18 protein-coding genes are annotated in these 16,440 nt (G+C 68.1%); 2 read left to right on the forward strand and 16 right to left on the reverse strand.

The genetic code is table 11. The features are described 5' to 3' along the window. Window positions 1-7: 7 nt before the first annotated feature. Genes HYG95_RS01060 through HYG95_RS01070 form a run of 3 tightly spaced genes read right to left on the reverse strand, consistent with a single transcriptional unit; the run spans window position 8 to window position 2,945 of the window. Window positions 8-964 carry an LLM class F420-dependent oxidoreductase gene (locus HYG95_RS01060; RefSeq protein ID WP_181696125.1) on the reverse strand — a complete coding sequence of 319 codons (957 nt, stop codon included), beginning with the start codon at window positions 962-964 and terminating at the stop codon, window positions 8-10. Further along, window positions 949-1,368, reverse strand: coding sequence for a cobalamin B12-binding domain-containing protein (locus tag HYG95_RS01065; protein WP_181696126.1), 420 nt, complete (start codon window positions 1,366-1,368; stop codon window positions 949-951). The genes HYG95_RS01060 and HYG95_RS01065 overlap by 16 nt, the downstream gene beginning before the upstream one ends. Further along, on the reverse strand, window positions 1,368-2,945 hold the full coding sequence (locus HYG95_RS01070) for a methylmalonyl-CoA mutase family protein (RefSeq protein WP_181696127.1): 1,578 nt from the start codon (window positions 2,943-2,945) through the stop codon (window positions 1,368-1,370). Before HYG95_RS01070 ends, HYG95_RS01065 begins: the two co-directional genes overlap by 1 nt. Window positions 2,946-3,038: 93 nt before the next feature. On the opposite strand from HYG95_RS01070, the gene HYG95_RS01075 reads away from it, so the two are divergent. After that, on the forward strand, window positions 3,039-3,869 hold the full coding sequence (locus tag HYG95_RS01075; RefSeq protein ID WP_181696128.1) for an NAD(P)-dependent oxidoreductase: 831 nt from the start codon (window positions 3,039-3,041) through the stop codon (window positions 3,867-3,869). A gap of 18 nt (window positions 3,870-3,887) precedes the next feature. Continuing rightward, entirely contained in the window at window positions 3,888-4,112 is a 225-nt protein-coding gene (locus HYG95_RS01080; RefSeq protein WP_181696129.1) for a hypothetical protein, read from the forward strand. Window positions 4,113-4,118: 6 nt separating this feature from the next. On the opposite strand, the gene HYG95_RS01085 is transcribed toward HYG95_RS01080, so the two are convergent. From HYG95_RS01085 to HYG95_RS01145, 13 genes are all read right to left on the reverse strand, one after another. Continuing rightward, window positions 4,119-4,313 carry a ferredoxin gene (locus HYG95_RS01085; RefSeq protein WP_181696130.1) on the reverse strand — a complete coding sequence of 65 codons (195 nt, stop codon included), beginning with the start codon at window positions 4,311-4,313 and terminating at the stop codon, window positions 4,119-4,121. A gap of 111 nt (window positions 4,314-4,424) precedes the next feature. Beyond that, window positions 4,425-5,261 (reverse strand): mycofactocin-coupled SDR family oxidoreductase, encoded by an 837-nt coding sequence (locus tag HYG95_RS01090; protein WP_181696131.1) that lies wholly within the window; start codon window positions 5,259-5,261, stop codon window positions 4,425-4,427. A 25-nt stretch (window positions 5,262-5,286) separates the two neighbouring features. Then, complete coding sequence (locus HYG95_RS01095) at window positions 5,287-6,564, reverse strand: cytochrome P450 (protein ID WP_181696132.1); 1,278 nt, start codon at window positions 6,562-6,564, stop codon at window positions 5,287-5,289. A gap of 126 nt (window positions 6,565-6,690) precedes the next feature. Continuing rightward, window positions 6,691-7,305 carry a hypothetical protein gene (locus HYG95_RS01100; RefSeq protein WP_181696133.1) on the reverse strand — a complete coding sequence of 205 codons (615 nt, stop codon included), beginning with the start codon at window positions 7,303-7,305 and terminating at the stop codon, window positions 6,691-6,693. 45 nt (window positions 7,306-7,350) lie between these two features. Then, entirely contained in the window at window positions 7,351-8,631 is a 1,281-nt protein-coding gene (locus HYG95_RS01105) for an MlaD family protein (RefSeq protein ID WP_181696134.1), read from the reverse strand. Continuing rightward, complete coding sequence (locus HYG95_RS01110) at window positions 8,628-9,734, reverse strand: MlaD family protein (protein WP_181696135.1); 1,107 nt, start codon at window positions 9,732-9,734, stop codon at window positions 8,628-8,630. Before HYG95_RS01110 ends, HYG95_RS01105 begins: the two co-directional genes overlap by 4 nt. Next, window positions 9,731-10,828 carry an MCE family protein gene (locus tag HYG95_RS01115; protein ID WP_181696136.1) on the reverse strand — a complete coding sequence of 366 codons (1,098 nt, stop codon included), beginning with the start codon at window positions 10,826-10,828 and terminating at the stop codon, window positions 9,731-9,733. Before HYG95_RS01115 ends, HYG95_RS01110 begins: the two co-directional genes overlap by 4 nt. Beyond that, window positions 10,825-11,835, reverse strand: coding sequence for an MCE family protein (locus tag HYG95_RS01120; RefSeq protein WP_181696137.1), 1,011 nt, complete (start codon window positions 11,833-11,835; stop codon window positions 10,825-10,827). The genes HYG95_RS01115 and HYG95_RS01120 overlap by 4 nt, the downstream gene beginning before the upstream one ends. Window positions 11,836-11,839: 4 nt before the next feature. Continuing rightward, on the reverse strand, window positions 11,840-12,877 hold the full coding sequence (locus HYG95_RS01125; protein WP_181696138.1) for an MlaD family protein: 1,038 nt from the start codon (window positions 12,875-12,877) through the stop codon (window positions 11,840-11,842). Then, complete coding sequence (locus tag HYG95_RS01130; protein WP_181696139.1) at window positions 12,874-14,139, reverse strand: MlaD family protein; 1,266 nt, start codon at window positions 14,137-14,139, stop codon at window positions 12,874-12,876. The genes HYG95_RS01125 and HYG95_RS01130 overlap by 4 nt, the downstream gene beginning before the upstream one ends. Continuing rightward, window positions 14,140-14,994 carry an ABC transporter permease gene (locus HYG95_RS01135; RefSeq protein WP_181696140.1) on the reverse strand — a complete coding sequence of 285 codons (855 nt, stop codon included), beginning with the start codon at window positions 14,992-14,994 and terminating at the stop codon, window positions 14,140-14,142. Further along, on the reverse strand, window positions 14,994-15,872 hold the full coding sequence (locus HYG95_RS01140; RefSeq protein ID WP_370465635.1) for an MlaE family ABC transporter permease: 879 nt from the start codon (window positions 15,870-15,872) through the stop codon (window positions 14,994-14,996). The genes HYG95_RS01135 and HYG95_RS01140 overlap by 1 nt, the downstream gene beginning before the upstream one ends. Next, window positions 15,872-16,423 carry a hypothetical protein gene (locus HYG95_RS01145; protein ID WP_255494921.1) on the reverse strand — a complete coding sequence of 184 codons (552 nt, stop codon included), beginning with the start codon at window positions 16,421-16,423 and terminating at the stop codon, window positions 15,872-15,874. Before HYG95_RS01145 ends, HYG95_RS01140 begins: the two co-directional genes overlap by 1 nt. Window positions 16,424-16,440 lie beyond the last annotated feature (17 nt).

Consider the following 16,440-nt stretch of genomic DNA (forward strand, 5'->3'; position numbering starts at 1 on the left):
AGGCCGATCACCGCAGGTCCTGAGCGAGTGCGGCGATCATCTCCCTCGTGCGGCGTTTGGACGCGACCAGTTCGTCGCGGGTGCCGCCGATGGGAAGCAGACGTACCGAGATGTCGGTGGCGCCCGCGTCGGCGTAGCGCCGGAGGCCCGCGGCGACGGCCTGTTCGTCACCGGCCACGCAGATGTCGCCGATATCGCGCGCGTCGCCCGCCTCGAGCAGCCGCTGATAGTTGGGTGACACTTCGGCCTCGCCGAGGATGCGGTTGGCCCGCGCCTTGGCCTCCTGAACCTCGTCGGGTCGGCACAGGCAGATCGGCAGGCCGGCGACCACGCGCGGCCGCGGCCTGCCCGCTGTTTCGGCCGCCTTAGTGATCCGGGGGACCACGTGGTCGCCCACCGCTCGCTCGTCGGCCATCCAGAGGACCGTGCCGTCGGTACGTTCCCCCGCTATCCGCAACATCACCGGCCCCAGGGCGGCGATCAGTACCGGCAGCGGCGCCACCGGACCCAAATCGAGCGGGTTGTGCACGGTGAACGTCGCGTTCTCCACGTCTACCGGGCCGGGCCCGCGCAGTGCCGGGGTGAGGACGTCGAGATAGTCCGAGGTGTAGGCGGCGGGCCGCTCGTAGGGCAGTCCGAGCATGTCGGACACGATCCAATGATGGGAGGGGCCGACGCCGAGCGCCAACCGTCCGCCCGCCGCCGCCTGTGCCGAGAGTGCTTGGCGCGCAAGGGCGATCGGGTGCTGGGCCTGCAACGGCACCACCGCGGTGCCCAATTCGATCCGGGTGGTCACCTGCCCCATCAGGGCCACGGTGACGAGCGCGTCGAAATCGTTGGGCACCTGGGGAATCCAGGCGGTGTCGAGCCCGGCGGCCTCGGCCCAGGCGATGTCGTCCAGCATCCGGGCGAGCTTGCGGGCGGCGTCGCCCTTCTCCGGCCCGATCATCACTCCGATTCGCACGAGCTGCTCCCTGTCATCACGTCGGTGAGGGCCCGCATCTCGGCCACCAGTGTCTCCAGCGACGTGCCGGTCGGAAACACCGCGGCGGCACCCGCTTCGAGCAACCGGGGCACATCGGCGCCCGGGATGGTCCCGCCGACGATCACCGCGATATCGCTCGCCTCGGCCGCACGCAAGGCCTCGACGGTGCGCGTGGTCAGTGCGATGTGCGCGCCGGACAGAATGCTCAGGCCCACCACGCTGACGTCCTCCTGCAGCGCGATGGACACGATGTCCTCGATCCGCTGCCGGATGCCGGTGTAGACCACCTCGAAACCGGCATCACGCAGGGCCCGGGCGACGATCTTCGCGCCGCGATCGTGCCCGTCGAGACCGGGTTTGGCGATCAGCACGCGCGCGCTCATCAGAACACCACCGGCTGCTGGAACTCGCCCCAGACCCGCTTCAAGGCGCCGGTCATCTCCCCCACCGTGCAATACGCGGTGGCGCAGTCGATCAGGTAGTGCATCAGATTCTCGTTTCCCTCGGCGGCCGTGGACAAGGCGGCGAGCGCGGCCCGGACCGCCGCCGGATCGCGCTCGGTCTTCACCCGGGCCAGCCGCTTCAGTTGCAGATCGCGGCCCTCGGCGTCCAGTTCGTAGGTCGCGATCTCGGGGGCGGGCTCGTCGGAGACGAAGCGGTTCACCCCGACCACCGGCCGGGTGCCCGCCTCGATGTCCTGGTGGATCCGGTAGGCCTCGTCGGCGATCAGGCCCTGCAGATAGCCGTCCTCGATGGCGCGGACCATGCCGCCGTGGCGCTCGAGGTCGTCCATGATCGCCACGATGCGGGCCTCGGTCGCGTCGGTGAGCGCCTCGACGAAATAGGAACCGCCGAGTGGATCGGCGACCTTGGTGACCCCGGTTTCGTAGGCCAGGATCTGCTGGGTGCGCAACGCGAGCGTGGCCGATTCCTCGCTCGGCAGCGCGAACGGCTCGTCCCAGGCCGCGGTGAACATCGACTGGACGCCACCGAGCACCGACGCCATCGCCTCGTAGGCGACCCGCACCAGATTGTTCTGCGCCTGCGGCGCGTACAGCGACGCCCCGCCTGCCACACAGCCGAAGCGGAACATCGACGCCTTGTCCGAACTCGCACCGTAGCGCTCGCGCACCAGCGTGGCCCAACGTCTGCGCCCCGCACGGTATTTGGCGATCTCCTCGAAGAAGTCGCCGTGCGTGTAGAAGAAGAACGAGATCTGGGGTGCGAACTGGTCGATCGTCATCCGGCCGCGCTGCACCACGGTGTCGCAGTAGGTGACGCCGTCGGCGAGGGTGAACGCCATCTCCTGCACGGCATTGGCGCCCGCGTCGCGAAAGTGCGCGCCCGCCACCGAGATCGCGTTGAATCGAGGAACCTCGGCCGCACAGAACTCGATGGTGTCGGCGATCAGCCGCAGCGACGGTTCCGGTGGCCAGATCCAGGTGCCGCGCGAGGCGTATTCCTTGAGGATGTCGTTCTGAATGGTGCCGGTGAGCTTCTCACGCGGCACACCCTTCTTCTCGGCCGCCGCGACATAGAAGGCCAGCAGGATCGCGGCGGTGCCGTTGATCGTGAAGCTGGTGCTGATCTTGTCGAGCGGGATGCCGTCGAAGAGGACTTCGGCGTCGGCCAGAGTGTCGACGGCGACGCCGACCCGCCCGACTTCCTCGGTGACCTCCGGATCGTCGGAGTCGTAACCACATTGGGTCGGTAGATCGAGCGCGACCGACAGCCCGGTACCGCCCTGGTCGAGCAGATAGCGGTACCGGCGGTTGGACTCCTCCGCCGTCCCGAACCCGGAGTACTGGCGAAACGTCCACAGTCGCCCCCGGTAGCCGGTGGCGAAATTGCCGCGCGTGAAAGGGAAGCCGCCCGGTGCGGGCGGTTCGGCGGCCAGGTCCGCCGGTCCGTAGACCGGCGAGAGCGGGATGCCGGACGAGGTCTGGATGGGATCGTTCATCGATGAATACGGTACTTGCAAAAAATGAGAATGCCAATACCATCAGAGGGGAACGCCGCGTTGACCAGCGGACTCACCACCTAGAGGAGATCGATGTCCACCGAGCGCGCCCCTCTCACCGACCGAACGCTGGTCGTCTCCGGCGGCTCCCGAGGCATCGGGCTCGCCATCGCCCTCGCTGCGGGCAGGCAGGGCGCAAACGTTGCGGTGCTGGCGAAGACGGCACAACCGCATCCCCGGTTGCCCGGCACCGTGCACACCGCCGTCGCCGCGATCGAAGCCGCCGGCGGCAAGGCCGTGGCGGTGGTCGGTGACGTCCGCGACGAGGCCGATGTCCAGCGTGCGGTGGAGACGGCGGTGGAACGATTCGGCGGGATCGATATCTGCGTGAACAACGCCAGCGCGATCGCGGTCGAGCCGACCGAGGCGCTGACGGCCAAGAAGTTCGACCTGATGGCCCAGATCAATCTGCGCGGGACCTTCCTGCTGACCAAAGCCTGCTTGCCGCACCTGCGTTCGTCGGCCAACCCCCATGTGCTCACCGTGTCGCCACCGGTGAACATGAATCCGCGCTGGCTCGGCGCCCACCCGGCCTACACCTTGTCGAAGTACGGCATGACCCTGCTGTCGCTCGGGTGGGCGGCCGAGTTCGCGGAGGCGGGGATCGCGGTGAACTGCCTGTGGCCGCAGACCTATATCGCCACCTCCGCCGTCGCGAACATGGCCGACGGCGAACAGCTGATCGGCTCCGCCCGCAGCCCGGAGATCATGGCCGACGCGGCGATCGAGATCCTGTCGCGCCCGGCGCGCGACACCAGCGGCCACTGCTACATCGATGCCGAGGTACTCACCGCCGCAGGCGTCGACGACCTTTCCCGGTACGGCGGCGGCGACGCCCCGACGCTCGACCTTTTTCTCGACTGACGCGGCAGGAGGAGAACCGTGCCCGCAACCGTTCACATCACGATCCGCCCGATCCTGGACTACTACGGGAAGTGCCCCCGCTGCGGATATCCGGCGGGAGCCGCGGAAACGGTGCGCAAGTCGCTCGACGGCAAGGTCGAACGGCTCGTGGTCGCCACCTGTGAACTGCCGTGCGGTTGGTACGGTCCCGCGGCGCGAACCACCATGACAGGCGGCACGGCCGCGGACGACCCTGCCGCCTGATCCGGTTCAGTCCTCGTCGAGGACGATCGCCATCGTCGGGCAGGCCGAGGCCGCCGAGCGGACCTCCGACAGCACTGCCTCCTGCGGACTCTCCTCGATCACCACCGCCAGATCGTCGGCGTTCACCTCGAACACCGTCGGCGCGATTCCCGCGCACAGTGCGTGACCCTCACATTTGGTCCCGTCGACCGACACCTTCATTCCCATTCTCCGCGTTCATGATTCGCCGGCCCGTGCCGTGCGCCCACCGGTGCGTAGACGGCGCCGCGCCGACCACGACGGTGGGTTCTCGTGGCCGGCGCGGCGGGGTGGCTACTTCAGCATGCCGCCCGCGTCGATCGGCAAGGGCACACCGGTGACGTAGCGGGCCTCGTCGGAGGCCAGGTACAGCACCGCGTTGCTCACGTCTTCGGGCTCGATCCAGGCCACCGGCAGGGTGTGGAACATCCTGGCGATCGGCACGAGGTCGTCGGGCCCCGGGCTCTCCAGGTCGGGGCGGAACAGCTTGTAGGTGCCCTCGTTCATCACCATCGGCGTGTTCACGTGCGTGGGATGCACCGAGTTCACGCGGATCGAGTGCTGTGCCAGTTCCACGGCGAAGGTCCGCATGAGCCCGACCACGCCGTGTTTGGCGGCCACATAGTGCCCGATGTTCGGGTAGGCCTTGAGCCCGCCCACCGAACTGGTCAGGATGATCGAGCCACCACGTTCACCCGCGACCAGGTGCGGCACAGCGGCTTTCACCGACTTCCAGACACCGCCGAGGTTGACGTCGATCATGTCGTCCCACAGGTCCTCGCGCAGATCGGCCAGCGCACCGCCCTCGTTGCCGATGCCCGCGTTGGCGACCACGATGTCGAGCCGTCCGAGTTCCTCGACGCCCGCGTCGAGGGCGGCCTTCACGCCGTCGTAGTCGCGCACGTCCACCTCGGCGGTGACCACCCGCCTGCCCTCGGCCCGGACCAGGTCGGCGGTGGTCGCCAGGTCCTCCGGGGTCGACATCGCGAACGGCACGTTGTCGAGTTGTTTGCAGACATCGATCGCGATGATGTCCGCGCCTTCCTGCGCCAAGTGCACCGCGTGACTGCGGCCTTGACCGCGCGCCGCTCCGGTGATGAACGCGACTTTGCCTTCGACCCGTCCGGTCATGTTTGTTACCTCGGTTCTCTCGTGGTCAGGAGTGGGGAGTGAAAGTGATGTGCAGTTCGCTGAGCCCGCGCAGCAGGAAGGTGGGTTCGTAGGCGTACTCGCGCGCACCCGCCGGACCGTGGTGCTCGGCGTCGATCTGGAGATCGAGGAGGCGGTCGAGGATCCGTTCGATCGAGACCCGGCCTTCCACCCGGGCGAGCGGGCCCCCGGGGCAGGTGTGCACGCCGCGACCGAAGGCGATGTGCTCGCGGAAGTTGTCGCGGTCCAGGCGGAATTCGTGCGGGTCCTCGAATCGGCGCGGGTCGCGGTTGGCCGCGCCCGGGCAGAACATCACCAGCCCGCCGGCGGGAATCGGCACGTCACCCACGGTCGTCGCGCGCCGGGCGAGCCGGAACCCGCTCTTGACCGGCGCGTCCATCCGCAGGGTCTCCTCGATGAAGTTCGGGATCAGGCTGCGGTCGGCACGCAACCGCTCCTGCACCTCCGGTTGATCGCCGAGCACGCGGATCGCGGCGCCGAGCACCTTGGCGGTGGTTTCCTGCCCCGCCGCGAACAGGAAGGTCGCCGAACGCACGACATCGATGACCTCCGGGGTGGTGCCGTCCGGGTATTTCGCCAGCGCCAAGGAGGTCAGCACGTCGTCGCGCGGTTCGGTCCGGCGGTCGGAGATGTAGGAACTGAACTTCTCGTCCAGCCACGCCAACGGATTGCTCGACAGCGCCTCGTTGTCGATGGCGCCGGGCCGCGCACCCGGCCGTTCGGCACCGAGGACCACCCGGAATTGCTCGTGGTCGGATTCGGGAACGCCGAGCATGTCCGCGACGACCAGCAGCGCGAACGGCTTGGCGTATTGGGAAAGAAATTCACAGCGACCCTCGGCGGCGAATTCGTCGAGCTGGCGGTCGGCCAGCCGCCACATGAATTCCTCGTTCTCTTTCAAACGGGCCGGAGTGAGCAGACGATTCAAGACCGACCGCGCGAAAGTGTGTTGCGGCGGGTCCATCGTCACCATGTGTTCGAACATCGGCAATTCCGACCGGTGCTGTTCGATGAGGTCGCTGATATCGTCGCCGACCGGCGTGAACGGCAGCGGCGGGAACGGCCCACCCACCGCCACAGCCGAGGAGAAGATCGCCGAATCCTTCAGTACCTCAGCGGATTCCTCGTATCCGGTCACGGCGTAGACACCGTAGTGCGGCTCCTGGGTGACCGGGCACTTCGACCGCAAATGATCGAAATACGGATGTGGATCGGGAATCAGTTCGGGGTCGGTGAAATAGTTCACAGTGTCGAAATCGGTCACGGAGAGCTCCTGACGATCGAGAAGCCGCGACAAGCGCGCACTTCGATGGTAACAACCATATTCATATTTGAGAACCTCATTCCCGCTGGGCGACAACGAACCCGCTACCACCGCAGAGGAGGAGAATTAGGGGAGGTAGACCCGGCTCGCCAGCCAGCGGCCGTCGACCAGTTCCATCGTCATCTGGACCCGGCTGTGGTCGACGCGCGGATCGGTGACCGCGGCGTTGGTGACGGTCTGATCGATGAACAGCAGCACTTCGACCTTGGTCTCGGTCTTGGTCTTCACCGCCGCGTCGAGCACCGTGCCGGTGCCGGTCGCCTTGTTGTCCAGCAGCAGCTGACGCAACTGGCCGCTCGACCTGGTGTACATGTCCTTGAATTCGCCGGTCGACCCGTCGAGTACGGCGGCGAAATCACGGTCGAGGTGGTTGGAGTCCACGCTGGTGAGGGTGACGGCGTAGGCGCGCGCGGCCGCGAGACCCGCCTCACCGGCGGCATCGATATCGGATTTCTCCTCGAGCTTCCAGCCGAGGAAGCCGGCCACCGCGGTCGCCAGCACTGCGAGCACCACGACCGCCGGAACCGCGAGCTTGCGTGCGGTTCCGGCCCATCGGATGCGCCGGGCGGCCCGCACGTCATCCGGCTCACTCACCTCGGGGCTCTCGTCCGGCGTGGTCGCAGCCTCCTCGGCGACCGCAGGCTCCTCGGTGACAGGTTCCCGTGTGTCGGTGTCGTTCATGGTGATTCCTAACGTGGATGGTTGCTTGTCGCGCGGGCGGCCGGATCACCGTGGAACCGGTGTAGGCAGCTCCGGACCGCCGTATGTGAGCGGGATGGTCCATGGCCCCAGTGGCGTGGGAATCGCCTGGGTGTCGGCCGCTCGTCCCGGCGGCGGCGCACCGGGAATCGCTTCGCCGGGCGGCCGTGGTGCGTTGCGGGCGCCACGGATGAGCACCGACGGGTCGTCGTTCGGGCAGTAGGTGTAGAGGTACGGTTCCGGAAAGTCCGGCTGCGAGGGCGGGTGCCGCGGGAGGTCGTAGTCGCAGGAGTACCTCGGGTAGAGGTTGACCAGCCCCCACAGGCCACCGTCGTGGAACGCCGCGGTCAGGTTGCCCAGGGTGGAGCCGGGCCGTTCGGTCGGAAAGAAGAATTCGCTCAGCGCGGGCACCCGGGAGTTCGCCATCGCCGACACCGCACCGAGATTGCCGAGCAGACCGGTGACAGCGTGCGAATTCTGTGCCATCACCGCGTCCAACGCGCGCAGCGTTCCGGGCGCGACGCCGAGCAAATCGACGAATCCGCCGGTCTTCGCTTCCACACCGGCCATCAGTTCCTTTGTGTCCGAAGCGAATTCGCGCAGGGCGGGGGCGCCGTCGGCGGCGGTGGTGAGGACGGTTCGGCCGTCACGGATCAGGCTCACCGTTTGCGGCAGGACCGAGTCGAGCGTGGAGATCAGGAAGACGCCGCCGTCGATGATGTCGGCCAGTTTGCGCGGGCCCGCTTCGCTCACACCGAGTTCGGCGACGATCGCGCCCAGCTGTGCCGGATCCACCTGGGCGAGCGCGGAATCGAGCTGGGTGAGTGTCTGCCACAGCGGCACCGGCGTCGAGGTGCGGTCGACGCCGATCTCGGCGCCGTCGCGCAGAGCGGGCCCGCCGTCCCCGGCCGGGCGGAAGTCCAGGTACTGCTCCCCCGCCGGCGACAGGCTCGCGACGCGCACCGCACCGTCGGCGGGGACGGCGATATCCGCGTCGATGGTCGCGGTCGCGAGCAGACCGGTCGGGGTGAGTTCGACCGACTCGACCCGTCCGATCGGCACCCCACGTAGCGTCACGTGCTGTCCGGGTAAGAGGCCGCCGGACTGGGCCAGGTGCACCCGGACCGTCATCGTGGCTGCCGTGGGATCGACGCCGAGCGAACCGAAGACGAGATAGGCGGTCCCGAGCACGAGGGTCGCCAGCAGCGCGGTTCCGGACAGGAAGGATCGGTGCCGGTGCCCCCACCGCACCGAGGCGAGGACCATCCGGGCAGGCGCGTCGACCGATGCGGCCAGGCGCCCGCTCATCGGGCCGGTCCCGTCACTCGCTGCTGCAACCGGAGCAGGGTGTAGGTGAGGGTTCCGACGAAACTCTGCCAGTCGCTCGCGTCGGGCACGCGGCTCCCCGGATCGCCCGGGTGTGCCGGGTCGGGCAGCGAGCCGATCGTGATGTCCTGCAGGTCGGCGTTCACGTGGGCCGAGGTGCCGTTGGTGACATTGATGATCGGGCCGAGGATGGCGTTCATCGCCGCCAGGCTCGCGTTCGGCTCGGTCGCGGCGGCGTCGAGGCCTGCGGAGATCCGGTTGATGTCGGCGACCATGCCGACCGCCGCGGTGCCATCGATCGCGGGGAATTCGGCCAGTTCTCTGCTGATCGCGTCGATCTGCCGGATCAGCGTGAGCGCCTGCTGGGAGCCGCCGGTGACCACCGACAGCGCCGGGCCGGCCAGCTCGACCAGTTCACCGAGCGGACGGCGCTGCTCGCGCAACTGCCGGGTCAGCGCCTCGACTTCGACCAGGGCGGTGCGAATATCGGCCGATCGCGCGGCCAGCGCCTGCACGACCCGCGTCGACCTGTCCAGCAGCGCGGCGAGATTCGCGCCGCGATCACCCACCGCGCGACCGAGCCCGTTGACGATATCGGTGAGGTTGCGGATGACACCACCGTTGACCAGCAACGACGCGGTGGTCAGCAGTTCCTCGATGGTGGCGGCGGCCTGGGTGGAGGCGAGTGGAATGGTGTCACCGTCGCGCATCAGCGGCCCGCCGGGCGCGGCGGTCTCCGGTGGCGTGAGGGCCACGAAGACGTCGCCGAGCGGTGTGGCGGTGCGTAATTCGGCGCGGGTGCCCACCGGCAGGGCGACCCCGTCCTGGATCCGCATGGTGACCACGGCCGTGTAGTCGCGCACCGACATCTCGGCGACCTCACCGACGTCGGCACCGAGTACCCGCACCTTGGCCCGCTCGGGCAGATTCAGGGCGTTGGCGAACCCGGCGTGGATCTCGTAACTTGCCCCGCCGACACCGGGTGCGGGCAGCGGCAGGTCACCGAGGCCGGTCGAGCAGCCGGTCGCCGAACTCAGGACGAACCCCGTCACCAGGACGGCGGTTGTGCGACATCGTCTGGTCATCGCGGCAACCTCGACATCGCCTCGAGCATGTCGGTGATCCCGAAGTCGGGGCCGAAGTCCTGCAATGTTCCAGTGCTGCAACCGAGTTGGCGCAGGCCGAGAATATTGCAGACCTCCTTCACCAGCTGGCCGTCGAAGAACACCTTGTCCAGCAGCGCGTGCACGCGTACGCCCCGGTAGTCGACGTCGATGGCGTTGTAGGCGTTGTTGAGCAGTAGCGGGGTCACGTCCAGGAACTCCGCGACCTCGGTGCGGTAGTCGGCGAGCGCACGGGTCACCGTGTCCGCGTGCTGCACGGTGGAGCGCAGGCTCGCGCTGTTGTGCTCGAGCAGTTCGGTGCTCTGCCGCATGATCTCCACGATCTGCGCGCCCGTGTCGCCCGCGCCGATGTCGAGCTCGGCCAGCACGTCGCCCAATTGCGTGGTCGCCCCGCCGAATTCGCGGATCGCGCGGTCGTTGTCGGCCGCGGAACGCACCAGCACCGACAGTTCGTCGACCACCGCGGCGATCGCCGCCCTGGTCTCCGATCCCCCGTCCGCGCCGAGCCGAAGGGCGGTGGACAGTTCGTTCAGCGTGGTCCGCAGTTGCGGGCCGCTACCCGACGCGATCTCGGCGGACACCGCGAGCAGCCGCGCGATCGGGCCGTCGGTGGGTGTTTCCCCGGACAGCTCGGCGGCCATGCCGTCGGCGGCACCGAGCAGGCGGTCGAATTCGACCGGTGTTCGGGTGCGTTCCAGGCCGAGTCGTGCTCCGTCGGCGAGGGTTTCGCCACCCCGGTACACCGGTGTGAACTCGACATGCCGATCGGTGAGCACCGAGGTCGACACGGTCACGGCGGTCGCGTCCGCGGGGATGGGCACGTCCCCCTCGACGCGCAAACCCACCTCGACGTGGGAACCGCGCGGGGTCACCGAGATGACTTCACCCACCGGCATCCCGAGCACGGCGACCGCGTTGCCGACGTACAGACCCGCGGCATTGTCGAAGTGGGCGGTGACGATGATCGCTTCGTCCGCCGGATCGACCGCGCACCCGGCGAGCCCGCCGAGAGCGAGAACCAGGGCGAACCGGACCACGGTGGTGAGTGCGTTCATCGACAGTCCTGGAAGTAGGGCGACATCGCGAGCTGATCGGCGCGACCGCTCAGGGCGCACATCCACGAGTCGATCAGCGGCCCGGCGGGGGCGGTGAAATCGACCTCGTTGGCGGTGCCCGAGGCGTTCGCGAAGTTCCGGATGGGGACGGGCAGGATGTGCAGGATGTTGCGCAGCAGGTCGTCGTGCCTGGCCAGACTGCCGAGCAGCCCGTCGAAACCGCGCAGCAGCTCCTCGATCCGAGGCCGGTCCTCGACCACCAGAATTCTGACCTCGTCCGCCAGGCGCCGCGTGGCGTCCATCAGGGTCTGGAGGGCGCCGCGCCGGGCGAGGATCTCGGTGACCAGGTCGCGGCCCTGTGTCGTGATCGCCGCCAGGTCGCCCCGTTGCTCGGCGACCACGGTGGTCAGCTGCCGCACGCCGGTGAGCAGGCTGCCGAGCTCGTCGCGGCGACCGCCGAGGATCGCGGCGAGCGAGCGCAGATTGTCCAGCAGGCCGGGCAGGACCGTCGGCACCCCGTCGAGTTGGTTGGCCAGCGCGTCCAGGGACGTGGCGATCCGGCCGGCATCGATCTGCTCGAAGGTCGTCGTCGCATTGTCGAGCGCCTCCTGCAGATCATAGGGAACAGAGGTGTGGGACAGGGCGATCCGGTGATCGGCGATCTCGCCGTCGCCTGCCGGGCTGAGTTCCACATAGCGGGCACCGAGCAGCGTGGTGAGCTTGATAGCCGCCCGGGTCTCGGCTCCGAGCTGGGCCGACCGATCGACGCTCAAGGTCACCAGTACCCGGTCGCCTGCCAACCGCTGCCGGTCGACGGTGCCCACCGGCACACCGGCGATGGTGACCCCGTCACCCACGCGCAAACCGGCGGCCTGCGTGAATTCCACCTCGTAACGCTGCTGCCCGACATGCAGGGAGTTGAACCCCACCGCCCCGGCGACCACGGCCAGCAGCAGGCCCAGTGCCAGCAGCCCGAGCATGCTCTTGGACAAATGCTTCGATGTCATTGCCTCACCTGCAGATCGGTGATTGTCGGATGGTGCCGGTCGGCGAGGCCAGTCCCACGATGGTCGGGACGAGCGTCGTGAGCCCGGGCAGGAAGGTCACACCCATGTTGCACAGGTAGGTGTTGAGGTAGGAGCCCTCCTGACTGACCCTGGCCAGACCCTTCAGCAGTGCGGGCAGGTTGAAACCGAGGTAGGCGAAGCCGTCCTTGTTCTCCATGAAGTGGCGAGTGAATCCCGGTTCCCGCGTGAGGAATTCGTGCGCATGGGGACGCACATTCTCGACGACGGTCGCCAGTCGTCCGGTCGTCGACGCGGCCGTGGTCAACGCGGTGAGCACCTCGTCGCGGTGCCGCGAGAGCCCGTCGATGATGGACCGCGACCGGGTGAGCAGGGTGCTCACCGAACCGCTGTGCCGCGACAGGTCCGCGACCACCGCGCTGAGGTTCGTGATGACGGCACCGAGCACCTGATCCGGCCCGGCGAGGGATTCGGCGAGGGTGGAGACCTGGGCGATCAGCAGGACCAGCGAGGTGTTGTCGCCCTGCAACGCGGTGACGAGCGCGGCGGTCACATTGTCGACCTGGTGCGGGTCGAGCCCGCCGAACAGCGGTTCGAAACCGTTGAGCAGCACCGAGATATCGAACGAGGGTTCGGTGTGTTCGAGCGGGATCCGCTCGCCGGGGGCCAGTTGGCGCGGGTCGCCGAAGTCGGCCGGGGTGAGCCCGAGATAGCGCTGGCCGATCACGTTCTGATAGGTGATGGCGGCTCTGGTGTTGCCGTACACCTTCTGATCGGATTCCACCCGGAACCGCACCTCGGCGCGGTTGCCGACCAGCGAGATCCCATCGACACGACCCACCCGGACACCAGCCATGCGGACGTCGTCACCGACGCGCAATCCGGTGACATCGCTGAAGAGCGCCGAATACGTGGTGGTCGAGCCGTCTATCCCCCGGTGCAGTGTCACGAAGGTGACGCAGATCAGGCCGAGGGACACGGTGACGAACAGGCTCAGTCCGAGCAGGGATCGCCGGAAACTCATCGTCCACCTTCCAGCGGCAGTGGGCCGTCCGAAAGCAGTTGCGCCAGAACGAGTTCCGCGGCGTCACCCTGACCGCTCAGTACCCTGCGGATCAGCTCCTGAATCTCGGGTGACAGGTCGGGCACCGGGTAGGAAGCCGGGTCCATCGTCGGTGCCGGCTCCTGTTCGGCGATGGTGGTCGGTGCCGTGGCGCAGCTCGGTGCGGCCAGCTCGCCGTAGCGGGGGCAGTCCGCGCGGGTGTAAGGCGTGTGCGGGCTCAACCGGAACTGGAATTTGCCGGTGCCGGTGTTGGTTTCGGAGTTCCAGAACTCGGCGAACCACAGGTCGGAGATCGTTTTGATCCGTACGACGATCGGCGCGAAGGCACCCGCACCCGCACCGACCACGTCCAGCACTGGATCCAGATCTTTTGTCACAGTGACGATCTCGTCGCCGTGTTCGGCCAGACCGCGCGCCAGTGCCGAGGTGGTGGTCGCGCCCGCCGACAGCAGGTTCAGCAGCTCGGCCTGTCGCTCGACGACCGTGCGCAGCGGCAGTACCGCCGAGTGCAGCGTATCCAGCAGATCCGGTGCCGCCGCGTTCAAACCGCGGACGGCATCGGCCATGGCGGCGAGCGTGGAGGGAACGCCGTCGGGTGCGATCAGCGCGTCGAACTCCCTGGTGATCCGGTCGAGTTGCCGACCGGCACTGACGAGGTCGTCGCCCCGACGGTCGGTCGCCTCGGCTACCGCGGCGAGCAGGCCGACTGTTCCCGTCGACCCGACCCGCGCGGTGCTCGCGATGATCTCGCGCAGCTTGGTCAGCGCGGTCTGCAGCTGGACAGTGGCCAGGCTGCGATCCTGCGGAATCTCGGCACCGGCATGCAGCGCAGACCCGGGACCGTTGTCGACCAGCTGGATCGAAGACACCGCGAACACGTTGCTCGGCACCACCCGTGCGGTGACCGTCCTCGGCACGCCCGACGCGTACGCCGGGTCGAGCAGCAGCCGGACCCGGTTGGCGCCGCCGTCGGCGGCGAGGGTCACCTCCGCGACCGAACCGATCAGCAGGCCACGGAATTTCACATCAGAGCGGGCGGGCAGCCCGTCGCCCAGTTCATCGAGCAGGGCGATCACTTCCACTCGTGCGTCGAACCGGCCCGTCGATTTCATCAGCAGCGCCGTGACGACCATCGTCGTCACCACGATCAGCAGCAGCCCGCGCAACACGAGGGCGAGGCCACCCGGCCCACGTCCGTCCTTCTCCAGCATCGGCAGCGGCATCTACCCTCCCAGCCGTGCACTGGATCCGATGCCCCACATACCAACGGTGAGCAGCAGATTCACCACGATCATCACCGAGATGGCCGCCCGCATCGCCCGCCCGGCCGCTGTGCCGACCCCCTGGGGGCCACCCGCGGCGTAGAAGCCGTAGTAGCACTGGATGGTCGACGTGAGGACGACGAACACGATCGCCTTGAGCAGGGAGTACGCGATATCGGGACCGTTGAGCACGAGCTGGAAGTAGTGCTGATAGGTCCCCGCCGACAACCCACCCGACAGTCCGACCACCACTTCCACCGCGAGGTAGTTCGCGGCGAGGCAGACCAGATACAGCGGCACCATGGCGACCACCGACGCCAGGATCCGGGTGCTCACCAGATACGGGATGGCCCGCACGGCCATGGATTCCATCGCCTCGATCTCCTCGGCGATGCCCATCGCACCGAGTTGCGCGGTGAACCGGCAACCCGCCTGCGCGGCGAAGGCCAGCGAGGCCATGATGGGTGCGAGTTCCCTGGTCGAGGCCGTCGAGGCGATGAGGCCGACCGTCGGCTCCATCCCGAGCAGGTGCAGGGCGTTGTACCCTTCCAGCCCGACGATCGCGCCGCCCGCCGCACCGAGCACGATGATGACGCCCGCGGTGCCGCCGCCGACGACGATAGAACCGTTCCCCCAGGTGATGTCGGACAGGATGCGCACGAACTCGGCGCGGTAGTGGCGCAGCATCACCGGAATCGCGAACACTGCCCGGCACAGGAAGGTCCCGATGTGACCGAGCCGCATCGCCGCCGCCGCCAACCGGACCGCGGCCAGGTAGATGGGCCGAACCCCCGGCGGAAAGTACCGTGCCGCCATCACAGCCCCTGCCGCGGCAACAAGATCATGTACAGCTGGGTGAAGGCGACGTTGACGATCATCAACAGCAGGATCGACGACACCACGGTCGAGTTGACCGAATTCGCCACCCCTGCCGGACCGCCCCTGGTCGAGAGACCCTTCTCGCAGGCGACCACGGCGACGATGGCCCCGTACACCGTCGCTTTGATCATCGTCAGCGCCATGTCACCGACCGTGGCGAAGGACGAGAAGGTGGCGACGAAACTGCCCGGCGCCCCACCCTGGACGAACACATTGAACAGGTATCCCGCGAGAAACCCGACGAAGCACACGATTCCGGTGAGCGACACACCGATCAGCACACCGGCGGCCAAGCGGGGGACGACCAGCCGCCGGGTCACCGAGACGCCCATGATCTCCATCGCGTCGAGCTCGTCACGGATCTTGCGCGATCCCAGGTCGGCGCAGATCGCCGAGCCGACCGCCGAGGCCATCAACAGGGCGGCGACCATCGGCGCGCCCTGCCGGATCACCGCGAGCCCGCTCGCCGCCCCGGCCAGCGAGGTGGCACCGACCTGACCTGCCAGGAGACCGAATTGGATGGACAGCGTCACCCCGATGGGCAACGCGACGAAGATCGTGGGCAGCGCCGCCGACGACGCCATGAACGCGGCCTGCCGGACGAACTCGGTGAACGCGAAGCGGCCGGTCACGAGGTCGACGACGAGGAATCGCACGGCGCTTGTGCCGAGCAGGAATTGGCCGCCGACGGTTTCCAGCGCGGTGATCGGATGGCGGCGCAGATAGCCGCGTCCCCAGTCGCCGATCTGGGTCGCGGCCGGTTTCGTCTTCGACGCGCCGACCTCGATGTCGGCTCGGTCGGCTGAGGTCATCATCAGCTCGCGGAGACCAGCCCAGCGGTGTGACGCAACGCGCCGACGCTGAACACCTCTGTGGCACCGATCGTTTCGCCGGGATGACCCGCCGAGGCCACCGCACACGCCTTGAATGCTCGCGCCGCGCGGCTCACCGGGTGATGCGCGGTCCCGACACGCTGCGCGAATTCGTCGGGCAGAGCGTCACCCCAGAGCGCGACCTCGGCGGCACCGTGGTCGAGACAGTGCAGAATTCCCTCGCGCACCCGCGGGTCGGTGGCACACATCTGCGCGGGCGCGGCGAGCGCGTGCGGCCAGGTGTCGTGTTTCGGCTCGGCCAGAGACTGCTCGAAGTCCAGGACGGTGGCGCCGAGGATCCGGAGCGGGCGGACATCGGAGTGATCGATCACGAGAACCGTCACCTCCCAGCCCGCGGTGGTCTGATCGAAGAGCCAACCGCCTGCGTGCCGCACGACCTCCAGCGCGTTCGGCGCGATGATCGCCAAGCGGTAGCGGAGGGGATGCCTGCGGGCGTGGGCTCTCCAGTGCGCGGAATCGACGATTGCAGCCATGGTTCCCGTCCCGATCT

Origin of the sequence: Nocardia sp. GTS18, from assembly GCF_013839555.1 — a bacterium.
In the GTDB taxonomy this organism is placed as follows: domain Bacteria; phylum Actinomycetota; class Actinomycetes; order Mycobacteriales; family Mycobacteriaceae; genus Nocardia; species Nocardia rosealba.

Coding starts and splice junctions, on each gene's coding strand:
- HYG95_RS01065 (WP_181696126.1), bottom strand. CDS start 1,368: ATGAGCGCGCGCGTGCTGATCGCCAAACCCGGTCTCGACGGGCACGAT.
- HYG95_RS01070 (WP_181696127.1), bottom strand. CDS start 2,945: ATGAACGATCCCATCCAGACCTCGTCCGGCATCCCGCTCTCGCCGGTC.
- HYG95_RS01075 (WP_181696128.1), top strand. CDS start 3,039: ATGTCCACCGAGCGCGCCCCTCTCACCGACCGAACGCTGGTCGTCTCC.
- HYG95_RS01085 (WP_181696130.1), bottom strand. CDS start 4,313: ATGAAGGTGTCGGTCGACGGGACCAAATGTGAGGGTCACGCACTGTGC.
- HYG95_RS01090 (WP_181696131.1), bottom strand. CDS start 5,261: ATGACCGGACGGGTCGAAGGCAAAGTCGCGTTCATCACCGGAGCGGCG.
- HYG95_RS01100 (WP_181696133.1), bottom strand. CDS start 7,305: ATGAACGACACCGACACACGGGAACCTGTCACCGAGGAGCCTGCGGTC.
- HYG95_RS01105 (WP_181696134.1), bottom strand. CDS start 8,631: ATGAGCGGGCGCCTGGCCGCATCGGTCGACGCGCCTGCCCGGATGGTC.
- HYG95_RS01110 (WP_181696135.1), bottom strand. CDS start 9,734: ATGACCAGACGATGTCGCACAACCGCCGTCCTGGTGACGGGGTTCGTC.
- HYG95_RS01115 (WP_181696136.1), bottom strand. CDS start 10,828: ATGAACGCACTCACCACCGTGGTCCGGTTCGCCCTGGTTCTCGCTCTC.
- HYG95_RS01120 (WP_181696137.1), bottom strand. CDS start 11,835: ATGACATCGAAGCATTTGTCCAAGAGCATGCTCGGGCTGCTGGCACTG.
- HYG95_RS01125 (WP_181696138.1), bottom strand. CDS start 12,877: ATGAGTTTCCGGCGATCCCTGCTCGGACTGAGCCTGTTCGTCACCGTG.
- HYG95_RS01130 (WP_181696139.1), bottom strand. CDS start 14,139: ATGCCGCTGCCGATGCTGGAGAAGGACGGACGTGGGCCGGGTGGCCTC.
- HYG95_RS01135 (WP_181696140.1), bottom strand. CDS start 14,994: ATGGCGGCACGGTACTTTCCGCCGGGGGTTCGGCCCATCTACCTGGCC.
- HYG95_RS01140 (WP_370465635.1), bottom strand. CDS start 15,872: ATGATGACCTCAGCCGACCGAGCCGACATCGAGGTCGGCGCGTCGAAG.
- HYG95_RS01145 (WP_255494921.1), bottom strand. CDS start 16,423: ATGGCTGCAATCGTCGATTCCGCGCACTGGAGAGCCCACGCCCGCAGG.